Source organism: Niabella drilacis, from assembly GCF_900101395.1.
GTDB classification, from domain to species: domain Bacteria; phylum Bacteroidota; class Bacteroidia; order Chitinophagales; family Chitinophagaceae; genus Niabella; species Niabella drilacis.
This window is the reverse complement of record NZ_FMZO01000002.1, coordinates 482,019-507,687: the sequence shown is the minus strand read 5'-3', so window position 1 is coordinate 507,687 and position 25,669 is coordinate 482,019. Positions and strand designations below refer to the sequence as shown.

16 protein-coding genes are annotated in these 25,669 nt (G+C 48.0%); 9 read left to right on the top strand and 7 right to left on the bottom strand.

The window, feature by feature from the left end; all coding sequences use genetic code 11:
• Positions 1 to 61: 61 nt before the first annotated feature.
• Entirely contained in the window at positions 62 to 1,726 is a 1,665-nt protein-coding gene (gene glgP / locus BLS44_RS05515) for an alpha-glucan family phosphorylase (RefSeq protein ID WP_090389030.1), read from the bottom strand.
• 395 nt (positions 1,727 to 2,121) lie between these two features.
• Complete coding sequence (gene glgB / locus BLS44_RS05510; protein ID WP_090389029.1) at positions 2,122 to 4,086, bottom strand: 1,4-alpha-glucan branching protein GlgB; 1,965 nt, start codon at positions 4,084 to 4,086, stop codon at positions 2,122 to 2,124.
• Positions 4,087 to 4,289: 203 nt separating this feature from the next.
• Here glgB and BLS44_RS05500 point away from each other — a divergent pair, with 203 nt between their 5' ends.
• From BLS44_RS05500 to BLS44_RS05485, 4 genes are all read left to right on the top strand, one after another.
• Positions 4,290 to 7,088, top strand: coding sequence for an outer membrane beta-barrel protein (locus BLS44_RS05500; RefSeq protein WP_090389027.1), 2,799 nt, complete (start codon positions 4,290 to 4,292; stop codon positions 7,086 to 7,088).
• Between the two features lie 10 nt (positions 7,089 to 7,098).
• On the top strand, positions 7,099 to 7,854 hold the full coding sequence (locus tag BLS44_RS05495) for a GLPGLI family protein (RefSeq protein ID WP_090389185.1): 756 nt from the start codon (positions 7,099 to 7,101) through the stop codon (positions 7,852 to 7,854).
• Positions 7,855 to 7,968: 114 nt separating this feature from the next.
• Entirely contained in the window at positions 7,969 to 10,764 is a 2,796-nt protein-coding gene (locus tag BLS44_RS05490) for a TonB-dependent receptor (protein WP_090389026.1), read from the top strand.
• A 12-nt stretch (positions 10,765 to 10,776) separates the two neighbouring features.
• Positions 10,777 to 11,523: a GLPGLI family protein gene (locus BLS44_RS05485; protein WP_090389025.1), complete on the top strand. Its 747-nt coding sequence runs from the start codon at positions 10,777 to 10,779 to the stop codon at positions 11,521 to 11,523.
• Positions 11,524 to 11,784: 261 nt separating this feature from the next.
• Here the strand turns inward: BLS44_RS05485 and BLS44_RS05480 are convergent, their stop codons facing one another.
• The 4 genes from BLS44_RS05480 to BLS44_RS05465 all read right to left on the bottom strand — a co-directional run bounded on the left by BLS44_RS05480 (position 11,785) and on the right by BLS44_RS05465 (position 18,242).
• A complete protein-coding gene (locus BLS44_RS05480; protein WP_090389024.1) occupies positions 11,785 to 13,620 on the bottom strand; it encodes a glycoside hydrolase family 13 protein in 1,836 nt (611 codons plus the stop codon).
• Positions 13,621 to 13,929: 309 nt separating this feature from the next.
• Positions 13,930 to 15,267, bottom strand: coding sequence for an MFS transporter (locus tag BLS44_RS05475; protein WP_090389023.1), 1,338 nt, complete (start codon positions 15,265 to 15,267; stop codon positions 13,930 to 13,932).
• Between the two features lie 161 nt (positions 15,268 to 15,428).
• Entirely contained in the window at positions 15,429 to 16,709 is a 1,281-nt protein-coding gene (locus BLS44_RS05470) for a glucose-1-phosphate adenylyltransferase (protein WP_090389022.1), read from the bottom strand.
• 69 nt (positions 16,710 to 16,778) lie between these two features.
• Complete coding sequence (locus BLS44_RS05465) at positions 16,779 to 18,242, bottom strand: glycogen synthase (protein WP_090389021.1); 1,464 nt, start codon at positions 18,240 to 18,242, stop codon at positions 16,779 to 16,781.
• A gap of 99 nt (positions 18,243 to 18,341) precedes the next feature.
• Between BLS44_RS05465 and BLS44_RS05460 the strand changes: the two genes are divergently transcribed.
• The 3 genes from BLS44_RS05460 (at position 18,342) to BLS44_RS05450 (ending at position 21,380) form a co-directional block, all read left to right on the top strand.
• On the top strand, positions 18,342 to 19,832 hold the full coding sequence (locus BLS44_RS05460) for an MFS transporter (RefSeq protein ID WP_090389020.1): 1,491 nt from the start codon (positions 18,342 to 18,344) through the stop codon (positions 19,830 to 19,832).
• Positions 19,833 to 19,854: 22 nt separating this feature from the next.
• Complete coding sequence (locus tag BLS44_RS05455; protein WP_090389019.1) at positions 19,855 to 20,820, top strand: ROK family protein; 966 nt, start codon at positions 19,855 to 19,857, stop codon at positions 20,818 to 20,820.
• A 71-nt stretch (positions 20,821 to 20,891) separates the two neighbouring features.
• On the top strand, positions 20,892 to 21,380 hold the full coding sequence (locus BLS44_RS05450) for a VOC family protein (protein WP_090389184.1): 489 nt from the start codon (positions 20,892 to 20,894) through the stop codon (positions 21,378 to 21,380).
• A gap of 591 nt (positions 21,381 to 21,971) precedes the next feature.
• Here the strand turns inward: BLS44_RS05450 and BLS44_RS05445 are convergent.
• Positions 21,972 to 22,610 (bottom strand): DUF4136 domain-containing protein, encoded by a 639-nt coding sequence (locus BLS44_RS05445; RefSeq protein WP_090389183.1) that lies wholly within the window; start codon positions 22,608 to 22,610, stop codon positions 21,972 to 21,974.
• Positions 22,611 to 22,957: 347 nt separating this feature from the next.
• Here BLS44_RS05445 and BLS44_RS05440 point away from each other — a divergent pair, with 347 nt between their 5' ends.
• Positions 22,958 to 24,853: a TlpA family protein disulfide reductase gene (locus BLS44_RS05440; RefSeq protein ID WP_090389018.1), complete on the top strand. Its 1,896-nt coding sequence runs from the start codon at positions 22,958 to 22,960 to the stop codon at positions 24,851 to 24,853.
• Positions 24,854 to 24,876: 23 nt separating this feature from the next.
• Positions 24,877 to 25,650, top strand: coding sequence for an SIMPL domain-containing protein (locus tag BLS44_RS05435; RefSeq protein WP_090389017.1), 774 nt, complete (start codon positions 24,877 to 24,879; stop codon positions 25,648 to 25,650).
• Positions 25,651 to 25,669: the final 19 nt, after the last annotated feature.

Below are 25,669 nucleotides of genomic sequence, written 5' to 3'. Positions count from 1 at the left end.
AGGCTGCCTACGCAGTCCTTCTGGTCAGTCCCGGTTTTAAACGTACCAATACCTTAAAAGGCTACTGGTTGGCGTTATACATCAGTGCATAATATTCATGTGCCATACGGTTGCTTTCAAATTGCCAGCGTACATCCTGCATACCGTTCTTCATGATCTGCCTCCAGGTATTGTAATCCTGGTAATACAGGGGAATCACCTGGCCCGTGAGGATCTCGTAAAGTTTATCCAGGTCATACTGATCCTGTTCGTGCGTATGCATGTTCGCGTAGTCGGCCTTGGGGATCACAAACCCGTTGTGGCCATGGTTAATGAATTCGGGGATCCAGCCATCATCAGTGGAAAAGTTCACGGCCCCGTTCATGGCTGCCGTCATACCGCTGGTACCGGAGGCCTCCCGCGGTACGCGCGGGTTATTCAGCCACACATCAGCCGCCTGCTTCAACCGCTTCGATAGTCCCAGCTCATAGCCCGTCAGTACAGCCACGTTCTTATAGTTCTTGCTCAGGTGTACCAGTTCATTGAATTCGGAGATCGCCGGGAAGTCCATCGGGTACGGCTTACCGGCCCAAATGATCTGGACAGGGAACCCGGTACTATGCACCAGCTGGTTAAACCGCTGCAGATCGGATGCGATCATCCCCGCTCTTTTATAACCGGCAAATCTCCGGGCCCAAACGATCGTCAGCACCCGCGGATCAAACAATTTACCCGTCTGGTCAGCTACAATTTCAAAAGCTCTTTTCTTCAGGAACCATTTACGATCGTCAAAACCATAATCATCCCCAACGTCTTTGAATTTATACATTTGCTTATCGGCCCAGTAATTCCAGTTCTGCGCATTGGTAATGGAAACAATGGGACAGATCCCTTCATATTTCCCCCACATTTCGCGGGATACTTCCCCGTGCAATTTCGACACGCCATTGGCCACATGAGCAAAACGCAGGGCTACCAGTGAATGATTGAACTGGTCGCCATAATCGCGGGTAAGGGTTTTTACCTCATCCACCTCCAGGCCGCAGAAATAACTCATTTTATGGCAGAGCCAGATATCATGTTTTTCATTGCCGGCTTCTTCCGGCGTGTGTGTTGTAAACACCAGCCGCTTCTTTACCTCCTCCAGGTTCCGGTTAAACTTCCGGTACAGGTAAAAGGCCGCCGAAAGGCCGTGTGCTTCGTTCAGATGATAGAGCTCTGGATCAAAGCCCAGCAGATCGATCAGCTTAGCACCTCCTACTCCCAGTAAAATGAACTGGGCCACCTTGGTAGCCACATTGGCATCATACAGCTTATGACAGATCGTTTGAGATACATAATCGTTCTCCGGAAGATCTGTACTCAGCAGGAATAATGGCGCCGTTTTAAATGTTTCAGGGTTCAGGTACCAGGCTTTTACCCACACCGGGGTATCATGAACCATTATCTGGAATTTAATCCCGGTATCTTCCAAAAAACTATACAGCTTTTCGTTCCAGGCCACATCCAGCGTTTGATCCTGGTTGCGCTCCTGGTCATAATAACCATATTTCCACAAAATGCCGATGCCGATCATATTCTGCCGCAATTCATACGCGCTGCGAAAATGCGAACCTGATAAAAAGCCCAGCCCGCCGCTATAGATCTTCAATGGCTGATGAATGGCAAACTCCATAGAAAAATAAGCCACTTTTTTTGCGTACGTCTTATCTACCTCGTAGGGAACCTTAAAATTTTCAAAACTCATACTCATTATTTAACGGTCAGCAAAATAAGTGATTTATGGCAAGAAATCATCATAAAATACAACTGCGTTAATAATTGTGTGGATAACACACATTGACACTGCAAGACGGGGCGGTTTATGTTGAAAGTTCCGGGGCTGATCCCGATAGTCAACCGGGACAGGTCGCATTCATTTTTATACTTAATGAACCCAGGCGCTGGTTGGGGCAATGCATTCGCACTCCACTGGCCACCGGGAGCTTGGATGTGGTTGGAGATTGTTGAAAACAGCTTTTAGCTACCGGTGGGCAGCTGAAGGCTGACCGCTGAAAACGCCGGCGCCTGGCTCAGCAGGGCGCGTTCTTATAACCGATCGCGGCCATGAACCATCGGCGATTGGCTATTGATGCCTATTGCCTATTTCAGAATGATCCCTGCCAGCGGCGGCAGGTTGATGGTGATCCGGTATTGCTGCGTTGCTTCATCTGTTAATTCGATACGGATATCTTTGTTAAACACATCGCCGGTCCCGTCGTATAGGCTGGCATCCGAGTTAAACAATTCTGTTGTATATTCCTTTCCGGAAACGGTTACAACCCAGTTGTAGCGCACTTCCGGGGTCATATTCAGCAATACCAGCAGGTCATCCTCCGGCCGGGTGCCCTTCCGCTTATATACCATAACGCTTTCTGCACGATGCTCCAGGTCTACCCACTCAAACCCCTCTGTCCGAAACTGGTTCACATACATGGCAGGTTCGGTAACCAGCACCCTGTTCAGCGCACGCAAACATTCCTGTGCACCCTTATGACTGTTATGTTGTAATAAAGACCAGTCCAGTTCCGATTTATAATCCCACTCGCTTGTTTGTCCAAATTCTGACCCCATAAATAACAGCTTCGCGCCAGGATGCGTCCACATATAAGTAAAGAACAGGCGCAGGTTGGCAAACTTCTGCCAGAGATCCCCGGGCATTTTAAAGATCAGCGGACTTTTTCCGTGCACTACTTCATCATGGCTGATCGGCAGCATAAAATTTTCGTCATAGTAGTACATCATGCTGAAGGTAAAATCATTCTGATGATACCTCCGGTGTATGGGGTCCAGCTTAAAATAATCAAGCGTATCATGCATCCATCCCATCATCCATTTCATTCCAAAGCCGAGGCCGTCTTCAAAAGTAGGCCGTGACACACCCGGCCAGTCGGTGGCTTCTTCGGCGATCGTCTGCACATCCGGGAAATCGCGGTAAATGGTTTCATTCAGGTGTTTAATAAAAGTGATGGCCTCCAGGTTACCGTCTCCGCCAAATTCATTGGGCTCCCATTCGCCTTCATTACGGGAGTAATTCAGCTTTAGCATCGAACTAACGGCATCTACCCGCAAACCGTCAATATGGAATTGATCCAGCCAGAACCGGGCGCTGCTGATCAGGAATGATTTCACTTCCCCCCGCTTATAGTTAAAGATATAAGAATTCCAATCCGGATGGTATCCCTTCCGCATATCGGCATATTCATAGGTATGTTCACCGTCGAACAGGTAAAGGCCATGTGCATCATAAGGAAAATGCGAAGGCACCCAGTCCAGGATCACCCCGATGCCCACTGCATGAAATGCATCAATCAGGCGCATAAACCCCTGCGGATCGCCAAACCGGGAAGTAGGTGCAAAATATCCTGTAGTCTGGTAGCCCCAGCTGCCATCAAAGGGATATTCAGTTACCGGCATCAGTTCCACATGGGTAAATCCCATTTCCTTAACATAGGGCACCAGCCGGGCCACCAGCTGATCGTAGGAATTATAGGAATGCTCGTCCGAGGGATCAGGCCGCTGCCAGCTGCCCAGGTGTACTTCATACACACTCCAGGGAGCATCCAGCGCATTCTTTTTTTTCCGGTTCGCCATCCATTCCCGGTCCTTCCAGCTATAATGCAGATCCCAGGTGATCGAAGCCGTCATTGGCCGCAGCTCCCAGTAGTTGGCAAAGGGATCGCCTTTATCCGTTACGGTATTTTCTGTGCCAACAATATGATACTTGTACAGCTCTCCCAACTTAAACCCGGGGATAAATCCTTCCCAGATCCCGCTTTGATCCCATCTTGCAGTTAAAGGATGGGTAACCTTGCTCCAGTCATTGAAATTGCCGGTCACAAATACAAAACGGGCATTGGGGGCCCATACACAAAAATACATTCCCCAGTTTCCGTTCACCTCTATGGAATGCGACCCGAACTTTTCATACAACGCGTAATGCGTCCCGTTCTGAAAGTTCTGCACATCATCATCTGTAAGCAGGGAATAGTTCCAGACCGCACCGGTTGTATCAATAAAGTTTGCGGCTTCAAATGTTTCCTGGATCTTCTTTATATCAATTGGCATATGAACAGTTGTTCAGCAATGTACAACATTTTTCAGGAATATTCCTGCGGGAGATTTTAATCCCGTATTTACCGGTGCTCATCACATTTTTTGTATACTTTAACGTATTTTATCCTCAACAATCGGGCATGTATTATGGAAAACATTCATTTTTGCGTCACAAACATATTTGCCTTTGGGAACAAACCATCCAACAATAACCAATGAGAATAAAAAAGACGATTTTCCTGCTACTGTTTGCCATGCTGCAACTGGCAGCGTATTCCCAAAAAGCAGCACTGAAGGGCCAGCTGGTCGATTCTTCTGAGCACAAAAGCCTCCGGTCAACCGTTGTTGCGCTCCTAAGGGCAAAGGATTCTGTCCTGGTTTCGTTTACACGGGCCGATGAAAAAGGCCATTTTTCAATACCCCAACTTGATAGCGGCCGGTACATTATGATGACCACCCACCCCTATTTTGCCGAATATTTCAATACGGTCACACTGGCGCCGCAGCAGCAACTGGATCTGGGGGTTATCCAAATGCTATCCAAAATGAAACTGATGGAAGAAGTGGTCATAAAAGGCAACAAGGCAATGTTCATGTCGGGCGATACCACCGTATTTACCGCCGATAGTTTCAAAGTAAGCGAAGGGGCCAATGTAGAAGAGCTGTTCCGCAAGCTTCCGGGATTTCAGGTGGATAAGGACGGGAAGATCACCGCCCTCGGGAAAAAGGTAGAGCGGCTGCTGGTAGACGGTGAAGAATTTTTTGGAGATGATCCTGGCATTGCCAGCAAAAATTTAAAGGCCGATAATGTAAAGGAAGTACAGGTTTACGAAGGCAAAAGCGACCAGGCGGCCTTTACAGGTATCGACGACGGCCAGTCGAAACAAACGATCAACCTCAAACTAAAAGAGGACCGGAAGAAGGGATACTTTGGAAAGATCGAAGCAGGGGGCGGCCTAAAGGGAAAGCGCGAAGGCGAGCAGGATAAATTCAATAATGCGGTTATGCTGAATGCCTTTAAAGGAAAACGCAAGATCGCTGCCTATGGCATCATGAGCAATACAGGTAAACTCAACCTCGACTGGCAGGACCAGGACAAATACGGATCCAGCTCTTCCGGTGTGCAGGTGAGCGATAACGGGGATATGCAGTTTGACTGGAACGATGACGACTATGTTTCCAGTGAAGGGACTCCTACTAACTGGAACCTGGGGCTGCATTACAATAATAAGTTCAACATGGACAAGCAAAGCCTGAACGCGGGATACCGGTTAGTAAAAATAAACACGCCGGCCACCCTGGAAACATTTGGTGCCAACTACCTTGCAGACTCCGCCTGGAAATCGCACGAAAAAAGAAACAACTATACCTCTTCCCTGAAACATGCGGCCAATCTTACGCTGGAGTTCAAACTGGACTCGATGAATACCCTCAAATTTACCACCAGGGGAAACAGCAATAATTCCAACGCGGCATTCACCTATTTTGAAGATGCCCGTACCATGAACGATGAACAGCTCATTTACTCCAATAACCGTCACGGTAAAATGGAATCGGACAACAGCGCGCTTACTTCCAACTTACTATGGATGCATAAATTCAAAAAACTGTATCGCACCCTTTCCGTCAATATCGGGGGCAACTATAGTAAAACCAATACGGATGAGCTTCTTTATTCCAGCCTGGTTTCCTTTAAGAACGGCGACACTTCCGATATCCGGAAAATTGACCAGCACACACTGGGTCAATATGAGAACCGGAATCTGAATACACGCGTCTCTTATACGGAACCGTTAATGAAGGATACCTATATGGAACTGAACTATGGTTTTTCTTCTACCCGTTCCGTCAACGACCGGGAAGTATATGGCTATAACGACATTTCCGGACAGTACGATCAGTTTACGGACAGCCTCAGTAACGATTTCCTGTATAAGGTAATGGCCAACAGCCCCGGCGTGAATTTCAAGCTCAACAAAAAGAAACTCAATGCCACCATCGGCGGATCTGCAGGTTTTACCAGTACGGAGCAATACAACCGCACCGATGGTACCGACCGGCCTTATGACTTTGTCAACTATACCGCCCGCGGGGAGATCCGCTACATGCCCAAACAATCGGTACGCCTGCTGGCAACCTATTATGGCAATTCCAGCGCGCCTTCACTAAACGATCTTCAGCCCATCATCACCAACTCGGACCCTACCAATATCAAAAAAGGGAACCAGGACTTAAAGCCCTCTTTCTCCAATGTTTTCCGGCTGTCGTATTCCTCCTTTAAAATGTCTACAGAGCGCAATCTCTGGACCTCCATTGTTTACGGGTTCACCAGCAATGCTTTTACCACCTTCAGCCAGTTTTCCAATGCGGTGCGTACCTATTATACCGTAAACACGGGTGGCGTTTCTTATTTAAGTTCATATATTGACTACGGCTTTAAACTCAAAAAATCCGGGATCCGGCTGGGGTCCGGGGCCCGCCTTTCCGTTAATAACAACGTAGACTTTGTAATGACCCAAAGCAGTGCGGCCGTCAAGAACAAAACACAGAACAACAACTATAATCTGAACCTCTCTGTTGGCAAGGACGAGGCAGACAAATACTATATATACTGGTCGCCCACGATCGGGTACAATACTTCCAGGGGATCGGTTAACAAGCTTTCGGATTACAACTACTGGTCTTATGGGTTCAATATCTATGGCAATTTAAAACTGCCCAGGGACCTTGAGATCAAAACCGACCTGAATGCCACCTACCGCCAAAAAGACCCGCGCTTCCCTGCCAACAATAATTTTACCATCTGGAATGCGTTCCTGACCAAATCCTTCCATAAAAAGGAATTTGAAGCCCGCATCAGCGTTTATGATATCCTGGATCAGAACCGCGGATACACACAAAGCCGTTCGGGTTACAGCTTTACCGACTCGTACCGGAACACGCTGCGGCGGCTCTGGCTGGTTTCCTTTATCTGGAATATTACCAGGAACGGTGCATCTCCTGCAAAAAAATAAAAGGATCAACATGAAAAAACGATTCCTCATCCTCCTGCTGATCTGTTGGACACATACAGATGCACAGCAATTCATTACCGCTGGCACCATTGAGTTTGAATCCCGCAAGGCCGTACGAAAATCTATGGATTACGGAGATGAGGACGATGCCTTCTGGAAAGACCTGGTTTCCAAACTGCCCCAGTTTACCACCAATTATTTCACTTATACTTTTGCCAACAACCAGTCCCTATACAAATTTGCGCGCAACGCCGATGTACAAAAGCTGCCTACCTGGTTCCAGGAGAACTATGATGACGATGTTTATTTCAATGACTACGGCAAAGGAACTTTCCTCAAAAGGATTGCTGTACGGAACGACGATACTTACCTGGTGGAAGGAGAACAACCCAAAATGGAATGGAAGATCAGCCCCAATGAAAATACGGTGATCGCCGGCTTTAACTGCAGAAAGGCCAGTACGGTACTGTTCGACAGCGTTTATGTCTTTGCCTACTATACGGATGAGATCTCCATCAGCGGTGGTCCTATGAATTTTAACGGGCTCCCGGGCATGATCCTTGGCATTACCGTACCCCGCCTGCATACCAGCTGGGTTGCTACTACGGTGTCGCTAAAGAGCGAAAATGCAGCGGTTACTCCCCCATCAAAAGGCAAAAAGATCACAGAGCCCAAATTAAAGGACATCTTCCTGGGCTTTCGCAAAAACTGGGGCAAGGATCAGCAGAAATACATTAACCCGACCTATTGGAGGACTTTTTTATAAAAAACAACTACCTTGTTAGTTTTATTACGTAATTTTCGTAGATTTGCCGGCAGTGGCTGTTCTAATGAAACACAGCCCTGATCACCATATAAACCCATCATCAAAACACGATCAATGAGAGTCAAACGATTCGTCTTATTGCTGCTGTTCGCCTGTTGCATCCAGGCGGCAAAAGCCCAGTCAACCGGAGCCATCAAAGGACAGCTTACCGACACCACGGAGCACAAGGACCTGACCAATGCCCTGGTAACGGTTATGAACGCAGCAGATTCATCACTGGCTGGCTTTACCCGGACCTCGAAAGACGGGGCGTTCCAGGTTTCCGGGCTGGATACCGGCCGGTACGTGATCATGATCACCCATCCCTACTTTGCCGATGTTTTTGAAAATACAGCACTCGCCGCCAACGCCGTTTCTGACCTCAAAACGATCCATTTGCTCTCCAGGATCAAACTCATGGAGGAAGTAATCGTAAAGGGCAACAGGGCCATTTTTATGTCGGGCGATACCACCGTTTTTACTGCCGATAGCTTTAAAGTTGCAGAAGGGGCCAATGTTGAAGAACTTTTAAAAAAGCTGCCGGGGTTCCAGGTGGATAAGGACGGGAAGATCACCGCACTGGGCAAAACCGTGGAAAGGGTACTGGTGGATGGTGAAGAATTTTTTGGAAGCGACCCGGGCATTGCCACCAAGAACCTGCGGGCCGACAATATAAAAGAAGTACAGGTATACGAGGGAAAAAGCGACCAGGCAGCTTTTACCGGCATCGATGATGGCAAAAGTAAACAAACCCTCAACCTGAAGCTGAAAGAAGATAAAAAGAAAGGATACTTTGGAAAAATTGAACTGGGGGGCGGCCTGAAAGATAAATCAGAAACCGGTGGAGCAAACAAATTCAACAACTCCGTTATGCTGAATGCCTTTAAAGCCAAACGGAAAATAGCCGCCTATGGCATTATGAGCAATACCGGTATGCTGAACCTGAACTGGGATGACCAGGAAAAATACGGAGGCGACAATGATAATATGCAGGTATCGGACGACGGCAGTGTGATGATGTATTTTGGAGGCGGTGATAACTGGAGTGATGGGATCCCGACCAACTGGAATGCCGGTTTTCATTACAGCAATAAATTCCGTGAAGACAAGCTTGGTTTGAACACCGGGTATAAATTTGTAAAGATCAATGCCCCCTCTTATACCCGCAGCAACTCCATTTTATTTGCACCGGATTCAACCTGGCGCAACAACTCCGTAAGCAATAGTTTCAGTTCCAATACCCGCCACCGTATGAACCTGATGGTAGAAGATAAGATCGACTCCATGAACACTGTAAGGATCCGCGCCAACGGGAATAAGGGGCTCCTGGAAACCGATGGCAACCAATATACGGAGAACCTGACCGAAGCGGGCCGGTTCATTACCCGGAGCGAGGCCCGGAGCTCCGATAAAACCAATAACGGGGGAATTGATGCCAATGTATTATGGACGCACAAGTTCAAAAAACAATACCGCACTTTTTCTGCCACGGCAGGTATCAATTACAGCAGCTCCGAAAACAATGGTTACCAGTATTCCAAAGCAGATTTTTTCAAAACACTGGGAGATGTACCGGACTCCACGGCCCTCATCGACCAGCAGCGCACCAACACGAATGAAGCAAAATCGGTAAATGCACGTGTTGCCTATACAGAACCGATTATAAAAGATTTTTACCTCGAATTCAGCTATGCCTTCAGCAAAAGCAACTCCGCCCGCAAGCGTTCCAGCTACGATAAAGGCAGCTCCGGCAATTATGATCAATTGAATGGTTTGTACAGCAACGACTTTGAATTCAACAATACCAGTAATGCCCCTGGCGTAAATTTCCGGGTGAACAAGAAAAAGTACAATTATTCTTTTGGAAGTTCGGTGAACTTTAATCAATATGAACGGATCAACCATACCGACAACAGCAGCAATCCCTACCATTTTACCAACTACTATCCAAGAGCAAACTTTAACTACAAGCTAAAGCCTTCTGAAAGCGTTTACGGGGGCTACAACGGTAGTGCCAATGCTCCTTCCCTGGATATGCTGCAACCGGTGGTTGACAATACAGACCAGCTGAACCTGCGTGTTGGAAATCCTGACCTGAAGCCATCCTTCAGGCATTCATTTAACATGGGATATAATTCCTGGAAAATGCTTACACAACGTAACATCTACGTTTATATGAGCTACAGCTTTACCCAAAATGCTTTTGCAAGCCTGAATGATTATACCAGCCTGGTCCGGAAATACCAGACTGTAAATGCGAACGGAGTCTCCAATCTTTATGCCTATCTTGGCTATGGGTTCAAGCTAAAAAAAGCGGATATACAATTTAACATCAACCCCGGCATTAACGGCGGAAGATCTGTTGAATTTATCCGGAACAGCAACAGCTCCAGCCCGGTTCAAAACACAACCACCCGGAATACCTATGAGCTCGGCTTCAGCGTACGAAAGGCGATCCAGGATCAGAAATTCGTTATCTGGATACGTCCGGAAGCAGGATATAACAATACCAGGGCCACGGTAAATACCCGCGTTAACCAAAAATACTGGTCGTATGGTATTAATGGGGATGTTACTGCAAAAATCACCAAGGATTTTGAACTCAGAACCGATGTGAACGGCACCTACCGGCAAAAAACACCGGACTTTGCCAACAATGTAAATTTCACGATCTGGAATGCTTCGGCCATCAAGCGCTTTCACAAAAATGAATTTGAGCTCTGGTTCCGGGTAAACGATATCCTTAACCAGAAAACCGGCTACAACCGGTATGGGTTTACCGAAACCTACCGGACAGTGCTCAAAAGATTTTACCTGTTGTCCTTTGTATGGAACCTCAACAGTAACAAAACCCCTTCACCCGCAAAATAAAATAACGGCATCATGAAATATTTGATAACATTCCTGGCCCTGGCAGTCTTATTAACCGCAATCCCCGTGCATGCCCAAAAATTCATCACCAGCGGCACCGTCGAGTACGAGGTAAAGACCAATATCAAAAAGGGACTGGAAGCGGAGGATGATATGTGGAGCAGGGCCCTGCTGGATAAGATCCCGGCATTCTCTGTGAACTACTACAATTTCTCCTTCCAGGACAATAAAGGCCTCTATAAATTTGATCATACCGGCGATAAACAAAAGATCGGCAGCTGGCTAAGCGGCGTGGAAGAAGATAACATCTGGTATAATGACTATGGTACCCAAAAGTACACAAACCTCATCACCATCGACAACTACAATATCGTGGAAGGCGATCTCCGGAAGATCCGGTGGAAACTCAGCCCAACCGAAACCACCGTCATTGCCGGTTTTAATTGCCGCAAGGCAAGCGCCGTGCTGTTTGACAGTGTTTATATATTTGCCTATTACACCGAAGAGATCCCCGTAACTGGTGGACCCATGGGACTGCATGGATTACCGGGCCTTATCCTGGGTGTGACGGTACCCCGGCTTTATACCAGCTGGATCGCCACTTCTTTAAAGCTGGATCCTGCAGTTGCCATTAAGCCCCCCTCCAAGGGTAAAAAAGTTACCGAAGCATTCGTGATGAATGCACTCAATGAGTACGGGAAACGATGGACCGGGGGAAGCAAATTCACCAATACGTTGATCTGGAGAACGTTTCTTTAGTGATCAGTTGTCAGCTATCAGTCTTTAGTTTTGATCATCAATAGAATATTGCTATCAGCCGTCAGTCTTCAGCTCAGGATTTGAAAATATAGAAATGTCGAAATATGGGAATGTGGAAATGTGAAAGTTCAACATTGAGCAAAAACACGGCTCTGGCTTGCAACATTGAACGCTAAACCTTGAACCAAAGAAAATCTTTCAAGCATAAAAACAGAGCTAACGCAGACATCAAGCGTCAAACCAGAAACATGGAACTTTAGCCTACTGCAATTCCAACACCAGGTTTGACATCGGCTGCAGCGCAAGCGAATCGCCCAGCGCAACACGGCTTCCACGGACCACATCCGTTCCCTGTCTAAAGCGCTGAAGCACCTCCCCAAACCTTGATGTAGCAATGGTTGCAAGTTTATTATTGGTATTCATCGCGCACATAATGGTTTGCCGGTCATCGTACCGGAAATACACATATACCCCATCGTAGGGTGCAAACTGCAGCAGCTTTCCGCTGGTTATGGCAGATGAGCGCTTCCGGTAATTAGCCAGTGCGCGGATATAATCGAATACTGCATTTTCCTTTTCTGTGCGTCCTGCCGCTGTAAATTTATCCTGCGCATCGCCCTTCCATCCGCCCGGAAAATCCAGGCGTACATACCCGTCGTTGGGCCAGGTTGTTCCCTTCATCAATACCTCGCTGCCATAGTACATCTGCGGGATCCCTCTTCCGGTGAGCAACCAGGCAAATGCCAGTTTGTATTTGGCCGTGTCTTCGTTCACCACGGAGTAAAAACGGGACAGGTCATGATTATCCAGGAAGATCACCTGCCGCATCGGATCTTTGTAAACAAAATCCTGGGCCAGCGTGGTATAGAGCTTGTTGACCCCTTCTGTCCAACCGAAAGGCTGTGTAACAGCCGGAATGATCCCGTAAAAAAGGGTCTGAAAATCGGTGGTTGCCTGCAGGTTACTTTTAAAAGGAATGGCATAGTTGTTCTGGCAAAAGTAGCTCTGGTTGGGCACTCCATGCACCCAGGTCTCACCAAAAATACTGATGCGGGGATACTCGTTATACAATGCCTGGTTGCACCGGTTCATAAACGGAAGATCATTATAGGCATAAGTGTCTACCCGCCAGCCATCAATGCCAAACTCCTCTACGCTCCATAATGCATGCTGTATTAAAAACGTCTGAACAAAGGGATTGCTTTGATCCCAATCCGGCATAGAGGGCACAAACCACCCGTCTTCCATTATTTTCCTATCAATTTTGGAGCCGTAGGGATCAAATACCGCCTGGTCTTTATAGTTGGTCTGCGTAAATTTTGGCCAGCGGTGAAACCAGCTGCTGTCCGGCTGATCCCGGAACAGTACGTGCTCCAGGCCGGTATGGTTATACACTGCATCCTGTATCATTTTGATTCCCTTTGCATGCGCCGCCCGAACCAGGCTTTTATACGCCGGGGCGCCACCGATCCTGGGATCAATTTTATAATGATTGGTAAACGCATACCCGTGTTCCGTACGGTCCGGCATATCGTTTTCAAGAACGGGGTTCAGCCAGATGGCAGTAACTCCCAGGTCTTTTAAATAATCCAGGTGATCCTCTACCCCTTTCAGATCTCCGCCATGCCGCTCAAAAACGGAATCCCGGTTCAGCGACTGATCCCGCATACCCGGCACCCGGTCGTTGGAGGGGTCCCCGTTGCTGAACCGGTCCGGCATAATAAGGTAGATCAGATCCGCTGAAGTAGCACCGTTGGCAAAGGCGGTGCCGTTCCCCGTCCGCCGGCTTCCCAGGGGCCATTGTACCACATCCTTACCGATCTTTATATTTACGATACCCGGACGGGCGGCCGGCCCTATCGCCAGGTGCAGCACCATATAATGCGGGTTCTCAAACCGCGAAACCTTCTCCAGCTTTACACCGGGATACTGAACGGATGCCGTCTGCGTCTTCAGATCTTTGCCAGGCGCGCGTACCAGTACCTGCACCTGGTTCCATTTCATATGCACCCACCAGTTGGTTGGGTACAGCTCATATTGCGCACGGGCAAACTGCAGCATCATACCCATGCATAAGAATAAAATCCATTTTTTCATTATCATTCATTTTTATCAGTAATCAGCTATCGGCCATAATTTGAAGAAAAGATGCAGCGCTAACGTGGAACATTGAACTTTAAACAACATTCAACAATCTTCGCCCCCATTAAAACCTGAAGCTTCTTAGTGAAAAGAGAGATGTGTTGCGGACCCGATCTTCGGGTATCAAACGGATCCAAACCTCAAACCAGGAACGCTCATTAGCCTTCAGTGATCAGACTCAGTTGCCAGCTATCAGTCCGCAATGTCATAAGCTCTGGGATGAGATATCAGGCACCAGGCAACCAACGAATCTAACCTGAAACTTTAAACCAGACACCTTTCCTTACCCTCCTTCACCAACAAAAAACAAATAACTGCCGCAACAATCATCAAAGCTCCGCCCACCTGCACGGCCAGTAACCGGTCGTTGTGCAATACATTACGCATCAGCCATCCAAAGCCCAATGAAGCGATGATCTCGGGCAATACTATAAAGAAATTAAAAATACCCATATAGATCCCCACTTTGTCTTTGGGTAACACACCGCTCAGCATCGCATAAGGCATGCTCAGGATGCTGGCCCAGGCAATGCCCACGCCCGTCATACAAACAAACAACATATATTTATCCGTAACCCAGGCCACGCTGATAAGGCCCAGCGCGCCCGCCAGCAGGCATAAAGCATGCGTTGCCTTCCGGCCCAGCCGGTCCGCAATTACAGGCAGGACCAGTGCAAACAGGAAGGTAACCACACTATAATACGCCAGGGTGAGGCTTCCAAAATCTGCGCCGGCCGCGTACACCGGGTCATTAGCATCTTTGCCTCCAAATACATTTACGGCCACAGCCGTGGTATAGTAAAACCACATCAGGAACAGGCCCGGCCAGGTAAAGAACTGCACCAGTGAAATGATCCGCATTTTGGGCGGCATATTTCGCAATGCATGCATGATTTCCCCAAACCCACCACCAAATCCCCTGCGCGATTTTGTTGCTTCTTCCTTATGGCCCGGGGCCTGCGGCGGGTATTCCTTAGAGGTGAACACGGTGTATAAAACGGAAGCCAGGAAAAAGAAAGCGCCCAGATAAAAAGACCATTTTACGTTTTCCGGAATGTCGCCGGGCGCTGCGGTGTTTTGAAAATGAAACAGGTTCTTCATCATCCAGGGCAGGGCCGATGCGATGCTTCCTCCCAGCCCGATCATAAAACTCTGCATAATAAAGCCCCGGTTTACCTGGCTGTCCGGCAATTTATCAGTTACAAAGGCACGGAAAGGCTCCATGGCCACGTTCCCAAAAACATCCAGCACCCATAGCAACCCGGCCGCCATCCAAAGGGCGCTGCTGTGCGGCATAAAGAGCAGCGCGATGGAGCTGATCAGCGCGCCGATCATAAAATAAGGCCGCCGCCTGCCCCAGCGGGGATGCCAGGTCTTATCGCTCAGGTATCCGATAACAGGTTGTACCAGCAAACCGGTGAGCGGAGCTGCCAGGAACAGCAGCGGTACCTGGTCCGGGTTGGCACCCAGGTTTTCGTAGATCCGCCCCATATTGGCACGCTGCAGATCCCAGCCAAACTGGATTCCAAAGAACCCGACACTCATGTTGATGATCTCCGACAGGGATAATTTAGGCCGGGAGTCGTTTATTGTTGCAGCCATAGCAAGCATATTTAAACAGCAAATTTAATATGTATTAAATACACATTAAAATTTATTTTTAAAGAAGGGGTTGTACATCCCAACCCCTTTCCTGTATAAAAGATAGTTTCGCGGAAGCGTTCCGCGTTAGCCGGAGCAACGGGAATCCGTTGTTGCCGGGGCTAGACCACAAACCCGCTGGGAAGGACTGCGCCTTTTTTCACCACTATGATCCCGTCTTTTACTGTATACAATTCATGATCCGTATTTTCGAGATGTGTGCCCCCATTCATCCGTACATCGTCGCCGATACGGCAGTTCTTATCAATGATGCAGTTACGCAGGTAGCAGCGCTTTCCGATACCGATAGGCGGTATACCTTTATTCTGATCCCGGCTCAGGTCCTCGATCGTTTCATAAAAGTCGCTCCCCATGATGTAACAGCTTACAATAGTGGAACCATAACCTATCCGGGACCGGATACCGATCACACTATGCTCAATGCGCGAGGCATTGATGATACAACCTTCAGCGATGACCGTTTTTTCCAGTGTGGTACCGCTGATCTTTGCCGGCGGCAACATACGGGGGCGGGTAAAGATCGACTTGGTATTGTCGAACAGATTAAATTCCGGTATATCGGAGGTCAGCTCCAGGTTCGCCTCAAAAAAGGAATAAATATTCCCGATATCAGTCCAATAGCCTTCGTACTGGAAACTGGCCACTTTATATTCACTGATGGACGCAGGTATGATCTCCTTTCCAAAATCGGTCGCCTCCGGATGTTTCTTCAGCAACAGGGATTCCAGCAGCTTCCGGTTAAAGATATAGATCCCCATTGAAGCCAGGTAGTTCCTTCCCTTCTGCTGCATGGCCGGTCCGGTATCACTCTCCCAGTCGCCAAGCACATCCTTGGATGGCTTTTCAATAAAGGAAGTGATATAATGCTCCTCATCGGTTTTCAAGATCCCGAACTCCGGCGCTTCGCGATCACCAACCGGTATGGTTGCTATAGAAATTTCCGCACCGCTATCCTTATGGTGCTGCAACATCTTATTAAAATCCATCTGGTAAAGCTGATCGCCCGAAAGGATCAGCACATAGTCGCTGGAAAAAGGCCCCAGGTGGCGCAGGCTCTGCCGGACAGCATCTGCGGTACCCTGGAACCAGGTAGGGTTATCCGGTGTTTGCTCTGCCGCAAGAATATCGACAAAGGCAGTGCTGAAGGCACTGAACCGGTATGTATTTTTTATATGGCGGTTCAGCGAGGCCGAGTTGAACTGCGTCAGCACAAACATGCGGTGTATATCCGAATTGATACAATTGGAAATAGGAATATCAACCAGGCGGTACTTTCCTGCAATGGGCACTGCCGGTTTGGAACGGGTACTGGTCAATGGCGCCAGTCTCGATCCGGCCCCCCCGCCCAGGATCATGGCAATAATCTGATTTGAAATGGACATATAGTAATAGTTTAAAATTGCTTGGTACGATAAATATAAACAGGAATTGATTATCCCGGCATTATTATTTTATTGCTCCGGCTGAAGCGATTCATAGATCTGGAGATACTGTTTGGCCGACATGTCCCAGCTGTGATCGATGGTCATCATTTTACCGCGCATGGCATCATAAAGGTTGTGCTTATTCGCATACAGGTCGATGGCCCTGCCTACGGAATAGGCAATATCTCCTACACTGGACTGTTCCATTTTAATACCAAAGCCTCCGGGATCGCCATAGTCCACTACCGTATCTTTGAGGCCGCCGATATTCCGCACCACGGGTACCGTCCCGTAACGCAATGCATACAGCTGATTAAGCCCGCAGGGCTCAACGCGACTGGGCATCAGCAAAAAGTCGGACCCTGCATATAGCAAGTGGCTGAGTCCCTCATTATATCCTATATACGCATTAAAATATCCTTTAAACCGGTGCTTCATCTGGTCCAGCTGGTCCTCGATCTCCGGGTCCCCGGAACCCAGGATCAGGAAATTCGCCTTCCCCTGGTACTGGTATATCGACTGGCCGATGGCATCCGGCAACAGGTCGGCGGCCTTCTCTCCCACCAGGCGGCCAATGAACGTGATCAACGGCTTCTCCGGATCCAGCCCGAACTGCGCCGTCAGCTCCTTCTTATTTTTTTCCTTACCGGGTATCACCTCTTCATTGTCGTAGTTCTTAACAATGAAGCCATCCGTTTGCGGATTCCACACTTCTGTATCAATACCATTGATGATGCCAATACTCTTCCCTTTTTCATATTCAAAAAGATTTTCCAGCCCGTTGGCGGCATGCTTCAGCTCATCCATATAGCTGGGGCTCACGGTGGTCACCTTCCAGGCGCATTTTATAGCTGAGGCCATCGGGTTAATGGCATTGTTCCAGTCCAGCAGCCCCCAGTTCCAGGAATCGTAAGCAGGCAGGTAATAATATTTATCCCAGCTAAACTGTCCCTGGTATTCCCCATTATGTACCGTAAACACGGTTGGTACGTTACCCAGCTGGTAACGGAAGGCATAGGCGTGCCGCGCCATAAAAGGGATCAGCCCTGTATGGTGGTCATGACAATGGATCACATCCGGGCGATGCTGCCAGCGGCCGATCCAATCGCAAACCGCCAGCTGAAAGGCTATGAACCGTTCCGTATCATCCTCATAGCCGTAGATCTTCTCCCGGTCCAGCTTCCCGTTGATATCCACAAGGTAAAGGTCAAACCCAAGCTTGTTGGTTTTTTCCTTTATAATGCTGTACTTAAACCATTCGCCCCCCAATGCCTGTCCGCCTTCATGCACCAGCTCCCACTCATTCTGATATAAGAACTTTGTCCGGTACATCGGCATCACAACCTTGGCCACATGGCCCAGTTCATTCTGGTACTTTGGCAAGGCCCCTACCACATCCCCCAGTCCGCCGGCTTTGGCCATGGGATAACACTCTGCTGATACATGAATTATTTCCATAATACTGATTTCTTCCGTTACTAATGTAAGCATTATTTATAAATGAACAGAAATTGCTAAAGAAAGAATTAAAATTTTTATTTAGATGATAACTATTTACATTTACTTCCTGTAAAACAATAAACGATTGACATGAGTAATCAAACGACAAAGTGGTCCCAGTTTGGAACACTCATTATTGTGTTTTTCTTTTGGGGATTTGTTGCAGCCAGTAATGATATCCTGATCCCCGTGTTTAAAGAAAAGCTTCATTTGAGCCAGGTTCAATCTCAAATGGTATCCTTTGCATTTTATGTGGCTTATACGATCGGATCACTGATCTTTTTGGTGATCAGCAGTGTCATCGGAAAGGATCTGCTGCAAAAGATCGGTTACAAGAACGGCATATCCCTGGGATTGATCATTTCAGCCCTGGGTACGCTTATGTTTTATCCCGCGGCGCAACAGGAGTCCTTTTCCCTATTTATCATAGGGCTCTTTATTGTAGGCCTTGGTTTCTCCCTGCAGCAAACTGCCGCCAACCCGCTGGCTATTATCATGGGTGATCCCAAACTGGGCTCCCAACGTCTGAGTCTTGCAGGTGGTATCAACAACTTCGGCACCACCATCGGGCCGCTGGTGGTGAGCTTTGCCATCTTTGGGTCTGTTACCGCCTCCGGTTCCGACGCAGATATCCAGAGCATTAAAGTGCCGTACCTGATCCTGGGGCTGGCCTTTGTCATTGTTGCAGTTATTTTCAGGTTCTCTTCTGTACCCAATAAAATCAACCTCGAAACGATCGATACAACGGATAACGTAGAGCCGGATGGCAGCAAACAGGCACTGGAAACGGAAGCCGTCAGAACGCCGCCCGCCCGCCATTCGGTACTGGCGTACCCGCAGCTGGTGATGGGAATGATCGCCATCTTTTTATATGTAGGCGTAGAAGTAAGCACGGCAGCCAACCTGCCGGAATTTATGAAGGAGCACCTGCAAACGCCCACCGACAAGATTGCCCCCTTTGTATCGCTTTACTGGGCCAGCCTTATGATCGGCCGCTGGACGGGGTCTGTAGGCGCCTTCGACCTGTCGCAAGGTGCAAAAAGCATTTTGCGATTCCTGATGCCTTATATTGCTTTTGGTGTTTTCCTGCTGGTTAACAAGATCGCCAATCATGATATTACGCCCTTTTATATATATGCGCTGCTGATCGTTGGTCTGATCGCCTGCGATATCTTAAGCAAGGGAAATCCGGCACGGCAGCTGCTGATCTTCAGCTGTATGGGCATCCTGGCATTACTGATCGGGATCTTTGCCGACAAAATGATCAGCGTATATGCCTTTATCAGTGTAGGGCTGTTCTGTTCCACACTCTGGCCCTGTATCTTTACCCTGTCCATTGCCGGTTTAGGCAAATTCACCAATAAAGGATCCAGCCTCCTGATCTTCATGATCATGGGCGGGGGCATCGTCAGCCTGCTCCAGGGATGGCTGGCAGCACCCGAGCATCTGGGCATCCAGTATTCTTACTTTGTTGGTGTGGCCTGCTTTGCGTATCTTGCCTTCTACGCAATAAAAGCAAAAGCGGCCCTGAAGCAACAAGGCATCGATTATGATGTCAAAACCTCGGGAAGCGGACATTAAAATGATATAAATCGAAAACGATATGGGAATTTTAGACTTGTCAAGTGAATTGGCGATTGGGATTGATATAGGCGGTACCAACACGAAGTACGGCATTGTGAACCACCGGGGTGAAATTTTGGATAAGGGGGATATAAAAACAGATGCTTTCCCTACCATAGAATCATTTATTGAAGGGCTTTATGAAGCCATGAAACCGATCATCGACAAAAACAGCTCAATAGGCATAAAAGGGATCGGCATGGGTGCCCCCAACGGAAACTATTATACAGGTACCATAGAATATGCACCCAACCTGCCATGGAGAGGTGTGATCCCCATTGCTAAACTGGTAAGCGATAAGTTCGGCATTCCCTGTACCCTTACCAATGATGCCAATGCAGCCGCCATGGGAGAAATGATGTACGGCGCTGCCCGGGGCATGAAAGATTTTATTATGATAACCCTGGGTACCGGAGTAGGCAGCGGCATTGTGGCCAACGGGCTGATGCTTTATGGCCACGACGGGTTTGCCGGCGAACTGGGCCATGTTATTGTGCGCCCGGGGGGGCGTAAGCACTGGAGCACTGGCGCACATGGTTCGCTGGAAGCCTACTGTTCCGCCACCGGTATTGCCATTACCGCTAAAAAGTTAAGAGCTGAAAATATCCATTCCGCACTCAACGACGTTCCGGAGGAAAACCTCGATTCCCGCGCGGTATTTGAAATGGCGGAGAAAGGGGACGAAACAGCAATGGAAGTGTTCCGCTATACGGGCCAGATACTGGGAGAAGCGCTGGCCAATTTCATTATGTTTTCCTCACCGGAAGCCATTATCCTTTTTGGAGGGGTGATCAAAGCAGGCGATTATATTATGAAACCCACGAAAGAACATATGGAAAAAAACCTGCTGCCCATTTTTCAGAATAAGGTCAAGCTGGTATTCAGCGAGCTGAAAGAGGCGGATGCGGCCATCCTGGGAGCCAGCGCGCTTGCCTGGGAAGTTTAATGTATGAAGTTCCGGGGCTAACGGTCCAACTCGGAGCAGTCCCCGGGAACTTTAAACCTGAAACAAAAAACATGGATTATAAAATCCCTCCTGCTACCAGAATTGGGCATGTGCATTTAAAAGTTTCCGACCTACAGCGGTCTCTCGATTTTTATTGCGGGTTGCTGGGGTTTGAGGTCACTACCCTGTATGGCAGCCAGGCAGCTTTTATTGCTGCCGGGGGGTACCATCATCATATCGGCCTGAATACCTGGTACAGCAAGGATGCACCTCCCGCACCCGTAAAAGCACCCGGTCTGTTTCACACCGCCATTCTTTATCCCTCACGGAAAGACCTGGCCAATATCCTGTACCGGCTGGTACAGGCGGGCTATCCGCTTACAGGCGCAGCGGACCATGGTGTATCGGAAGCGTTGTACCTGGATGATCCGGACGGAAACGGCGTTGAGCTCTATTGGGATCGTCCGAAGGATCTATGGCCCCAACAGGCAGACGGCAGCCTTGAAATGTACACACGCCAACTGGACCTGGATCAGCTATTGGCAGAGCGGGATATTTAGGGCTCGACGTTTCATGTCTGAGGTTAGCACCATCTGCACGCCTCGGTGAAGTTTCTTCGGCCCCGGCTTTAAAGTTCAACATCAAAGCGGCGTTTCACCTCTTATTGATCACCCTTCGATTGGAAGCTTGAGATTTGGGTTGCACATTTTTCACTTGATACCCTTTACTATTACCCGTTGCCTACCGGCGCCTGTCAGATGCGGCTTCATACCTGATATGAACCTACACTTCCACATTTCCCCATCTTCAAATTCCCAGGGGAAGGTTTCTGGCTAAACGTAGCTGAAGTTTATGTAATAATAAGCCGGCATCAAAATTATTTCTTTTCACGGTCAGTGAGGACACTGACCGTGACGTGGGCCGTGGTTTCTGTCCTCACAAACCACTAGTAATTACGCATTTTAATAAAATTGATTCCGGTTCATTATAAAAGATGCTGAAAACTGATAACTGATTGACGAGCACGGGTCCGGATACCAGGAGTGGAAGAGAGTCCAACCTGGAACTTTAAACAAAAAAGAGGGCCCCCGCTAAAAATAGCAGAGGCCCGTTGTAACTACCAAACCAAACTACTCTTTTCAATATGCTTTTTAATACCGGCCGCTATTGCGCGGGTTTCCCCTACGGTCATTATACTGGTTATTGTACCGGGTGCCGGACTCCCATTTCCGGAAGATCGCATTAACGATCCGGTCAATTTCTTTTCCTGAGATCCTGCGGCTGTTCACTTCGTCCGATGCCCATCCCTGCATCACTGTTTCATCAGTACGGGCATCGACCATTGTTACCGTGATCGTTCCTTCTTTTGTAGGCACTTCATAATTATCATATCCCATAAACCGGGAAGGATAATACACATTATAAAACCGGCGACTGTATGGGTTATAGAATGTACGGAAGCCCCCCCAGCTATACCTGGAGTCAGACTCCAGCCGTGAACTTCGTTCTACCAGTACATCATAACTTAAAATAACATCCGGATTTCGGGATACCTGCCGCCATCCCATCCCTGATTCCAGGCGGCCCGAAATGGCATCACGGATCTGATTTTCCATCATTGTACTGTTACCGGAACGACCACGACGATCCTTTTTCTCCGCCCATGCAAAAGTGCGGTACCGGTCAAAATTGGCATTGCGGGAAGTTTCCACATGTGCCGATGGGCCACAGCCTGCCAGCACCAGGATCACCGCCGCCAAACTCAAAAATTTTATGAAACGGGTTTTCATTTTCTTTTTGTTTTCTACAAGTAAGACGCTGAAAAGGCCCAATAGATAACAAAGGGCTTGTAAATTATTTGTGAAAAAAAACCGGATGTAAAAGCATTCACAATCAGGCGCTAACTCCCTCTCCCTTCTGACCGGTCCGGTCTTACTTCCCGCACGGAAGAAATCCGGAGCTGCGATACCTCCCGGGGCAATACCGCTTCTGATGAGCCTGTAACAGCAGAAAAGCTGCTGCTGAAGTTTGTCGTAAGTAATACGCAAAGGCATTGCTGCTGATAATATCCCCGAAAAATATAATACAATCTGCTACTTTTGCAGCAACCAATACATTCACTGGTAATTTATAAAAAATGAAAAACCTTTTACTTTCTACCTTCCTCTTTATAGCCCTTCATTCAGGTGCACAATCAAATCTTATCATCAGCCCCAAACAGCCCCGTGCAGGCGATGTCATCAATCTTATTTACACCCCCGGAGGCGACCTTACAGGAACCGGCAAAGTACCCGAAGCCTACGTATTAAAAATGGGCTCCTCCGGTCAGGAAATGGAAGACCTGGTACTAAAAAAGAAAGACGGACGGTACACCGCTGCCATTCAAACCGACACGGCTCAGAACCTGCTGGTTTTTGGTTTTGCTATTGATGAAAAAAAGGACAACAACGCAGACAGCGGCTACCTGGTAACGCTTTATGACGGCAATAAGGTAAAAAAAGGTGCCTATGCCAGTGCTGCCCAGTTCTATAACAACATAGCAGAATGGAAATTCGGGTTGAAAACAGACGCCGGAAAAGCCCGGACCGCCTATGAAAAAGAGATAGCACTATACCCGGAAAGCAGGGAGCCCCTGGTAGTTGGCTACCTTTTTACACTTAACCGTACCGACAAGGAGAAAGCGGCAACCACTGCGCAGGCCGAAATTGAAAAAACATTAAAAGCCGGGCTTAAAACGGAAGAAGATTATACAAAGATCATAAATCTTTATGGGCTATTGCGGCTTCCCCAGCAGCAGGCTTTTTGGGGAAAGCTGAAAAAAGAAAAAATGCCCTCCGGTAAACTGACCCAGCAGGATTATTACGCAAAATTCAATGGGGAAACCAACCTGTCTAAAAAAGAAGCGGTTGTTGATGGGGTATTAAAAGCGGCAGCTTCCCAGAAAGACCCGGACAGCTACAACAGCCTGGTCAATTCTATGCAACGCCAGATCCTTACCGCGTACGCCGCAAAAAAAGACTGGTCCAACTTTAAACGGTATGCGCTCCTGTTCAGAGATGAAAAGAACAAAATAAACACCTATAATTCCGTAGCCTGGAAAATGCAGGAAGACGACGGAAATGACCTTGCTATGGCCGCAGCGCTTTCGAAGGAAACCATCGATTATGGCCGGGGAGATCTGAAAACACCGCGGGACAAAAAACCAAAGATGCAGCTGAAAAAAGAGTGGATGCAGCAAAAAGAAAACGATTATGCCACGTATGCAGACACTTATGGTATGATCCTGTATAAACAGGGAAAATACCAACAAGGGCTCCCCTATGCCCGGGAAGCCGCGCTGACGATAAGTAAAGGAACAAATACGGATAAGAACGGCACTTATGCCCAGCTTGCAGAAAAAGCGCTGCCGGCAAAAAAATACAAACCGGAACTGGAAAAATTTGTAACAGAAGGAAACGCCAATGATCCTGTTAAGGAGGTACTGAAAAGGACCTATATTAAAGAGCATGCATCAGAAACCGGCTACGAGGCCTATATCACCCGGCTGGAACTGGGCGCCAAACAAAAACGGATGGAAGAGCTCCGGAAAATCCTGAAGAATGACCCGGCTCCTCAATTTGCCCTGCAGGATCTTTCAGGGAAAAAGATAACGCTTGAAGAACTGAAAGGCAAGGTCGTTGTAGTAGACTTCTGGGCCACCTGGTGCGGCCCCTGCAGAGCCTCTTTCCCTGCTATGCAAAAAATGGTAGAAAAGTACAAAGATAACCCGGCGGTTCAGTTCCTGTTTGTGGATACCTGGGAAACGGTTGACGATAAGCAAAAAAATGCCACCGATTTTATTGCAAAAAACAAATACGATTTCCACGTTTTGATGGACAATGAAAGCAAGGTGGTTGCACAGTTCAACGTAACGGGGATCCCCACCAAATTTGTGATCGGGAAAGACGGCAATATCAAATTCCAGTCGATCGGCTTTGGTGGAGACGAGCAGCTTCAAAAAGAGCTGGAAGCGATGATTGAGCTGGCAAATTGATCTGTTTTGCTTACCTTAGTTTTATGAGCAACACTGAAAATACACAAACAAACACAGCCGCCGGCAGCCGCAGTTTCATCGGCCTTGCCATTATTGGTATCTGTATTGTACTGGCGGGCTTTATTGTAGCGGGTGCCTACAAATACAAATTCAAAACCCGGCAAACCATCCGGGTTACCGGCAGTGCCGAAAAAGATTTTACCAGCGACCTGATCGCCTGGAATGGAAGCTATAACCGTACCGATTTTGATCTAAAAACGGCTTATGCCCTGCTTAAACAGGATGAAACCAATGTAAGGAATTACCTCACCCGGAAAGGGATCCAGCCGAAGCAGATGATCTTTTCTTCTGTAAAGATCGATAAGATCTTCCGCTCCAATTATAACGAAGAAACCAAGTCCACCACCACTACTTTTGGAGGCTATAATCTTACGCAGAATGTAAAGGTAGAATCCGGCGACATTGCAAAAGTAGAGGCGCTCTCGCGCGAGATCACTGAGCTGATCGAAACGGGGATTGAATTAAACTCCCCGGAGCCCCTGTATTTCTATACAAAACTGGCGGATCTCAAACTGGACCTGCTTGCCAAGGCAGCTGAAGACGCGCGTAAGCGGGCAGAGACCATTGCGAAGAATACCGGTGGTTCTTTAGGGAACGTGGTAAAGGCTAATATGGGCATCTTCCAGATCACCGGGCAAAACAGCAACGAAGACTACAGTTATGGGGGCACATTCAACACCTCATCCAAAAATAAAACGGCCAGCATTACCGTAAACCTGGAGTGCGTGGTAAAATAAAAGAGTGAGCCCCCCTATC

What these genes read in the sequence shown, in the direction of transcription:
- glgP (WP_090389030.1), bottom strand. Translation starts at nt 1,726, where the DNA reads ATGAGTTTTGAAAATTTTAAGGTTCCCTACGAGGTAGATAAGACGTAC.
- glgB (WP_090389029.1), bottom strand. Translation starts at nt 4,086, where the DNA reads ATGCCAATTGATATAAAGAAGATCCAGGAAACATTTGAAGCCGCAAAC.
- BLS44_RS05500 (WP_090389027.1), top strand. Translation starts at nt 4,290, where the DNA reads ATGAGAATAAAAAAGACGATTTTCCTGCTACTGTTTGCCATGCTGCAA.
- BLS44_RS05495 (WP_090389185.1), top strand. Translation starts at nt 7,099, where the DNA reads ATGAAAAAACGATTCCTCATCCTCCTGCTGATCTGTTGGACACATACA.
- BLS44_RS05490 (WP_090389026.1), top strand. Translation starts at nt 7,969, where the DNA reads ATGAGAGTCAAACGATTCGTCTTATTGCTGCTGTTCGCCTGTTGCATC.
- BLS44_RS05485 (WP_090389025.1), top strand. Translation starts at nt 10,777, where the DNA reads ATGAAATATTTGATAACATTCCTGGCCCTGGCAGTCTTATTAACCGCA.
- BLS44_RS05480 (WP_090389024.1), bottom strand. Translation starts at nt 13,620, where the DNA reads ATGAAAAAATGGATTTTATTCTTATGCATGGGTATGATGCTGCAGTTT.
- BLS44_RS05475 (WP_090389023.1), bottom strand. Translation starts at nt 15,267, where the DNA reads ATGGCTGCAACAATAAACGACTCCCGGCCTAAATTATCCCTGTCGGAG.
- BLS44_RS05470 (WP_090389022.1), bottom strand. Translation starts at nt 16,709, where the DNA reads ATGTCCATTTCAAATCAGATTATTGCCATGATCCTGGGCGGGGGGGCC.
- BLS44_RS05465 (WP_090389021.1), bottom strand. Translation starts at nt 18,242, where the DNA reads ATGCTTACATTAGTAACGGAAGAAATCAGTATTATGGAAATAATTCAT.
- BLS44_RS05460 (WP_090389020.1), top strand. Translation starts at nt 18,342, where the DNA reads ATGAGTAATCAAACGACAAAGTGGTCCCAGTTTGGAACACTCATTATT.
- BLS44_RS05455 (WP_090389019.1), top strand. Translation starts at nt 19,855, where the DNA reads ATGGGAATTTTAGACTTGTCAAGTGAATTGGCGATTGGGATTGATATA.
- BLS44_RS05450 (WP_090389184.1), top strand. Translation starts at nt 20,892, where the DNA reads ATGGATTATAAAATCCCTCCTGCTACCAGAATTGGGCATGTGCATTTA.
- BLS44_RS05445 (WP_090389183.1), bottom strand. Translation starts at nt 22,610, where the DNA reads ATGAAAACCCGTTTCATAAAATTTTTGAGTTTGGCGGCGGTGATCCTG.
- BLS44_RS05440 (WP_090389018.1), top strand. Translation starts at nt 22,958, where the DNA reads ATGAAAAACCTTTTACTTTCTACCTTCCTCTTTATAGCCCTTCATTCA.
- BLS44_RS05435 (WP_090389017.1), top strand. Translation starts at nt 24,877, where the DNA reads ATGAGCAACACTGAAAATACACAAACAAACACAGCCGCCGGCAGCCGC.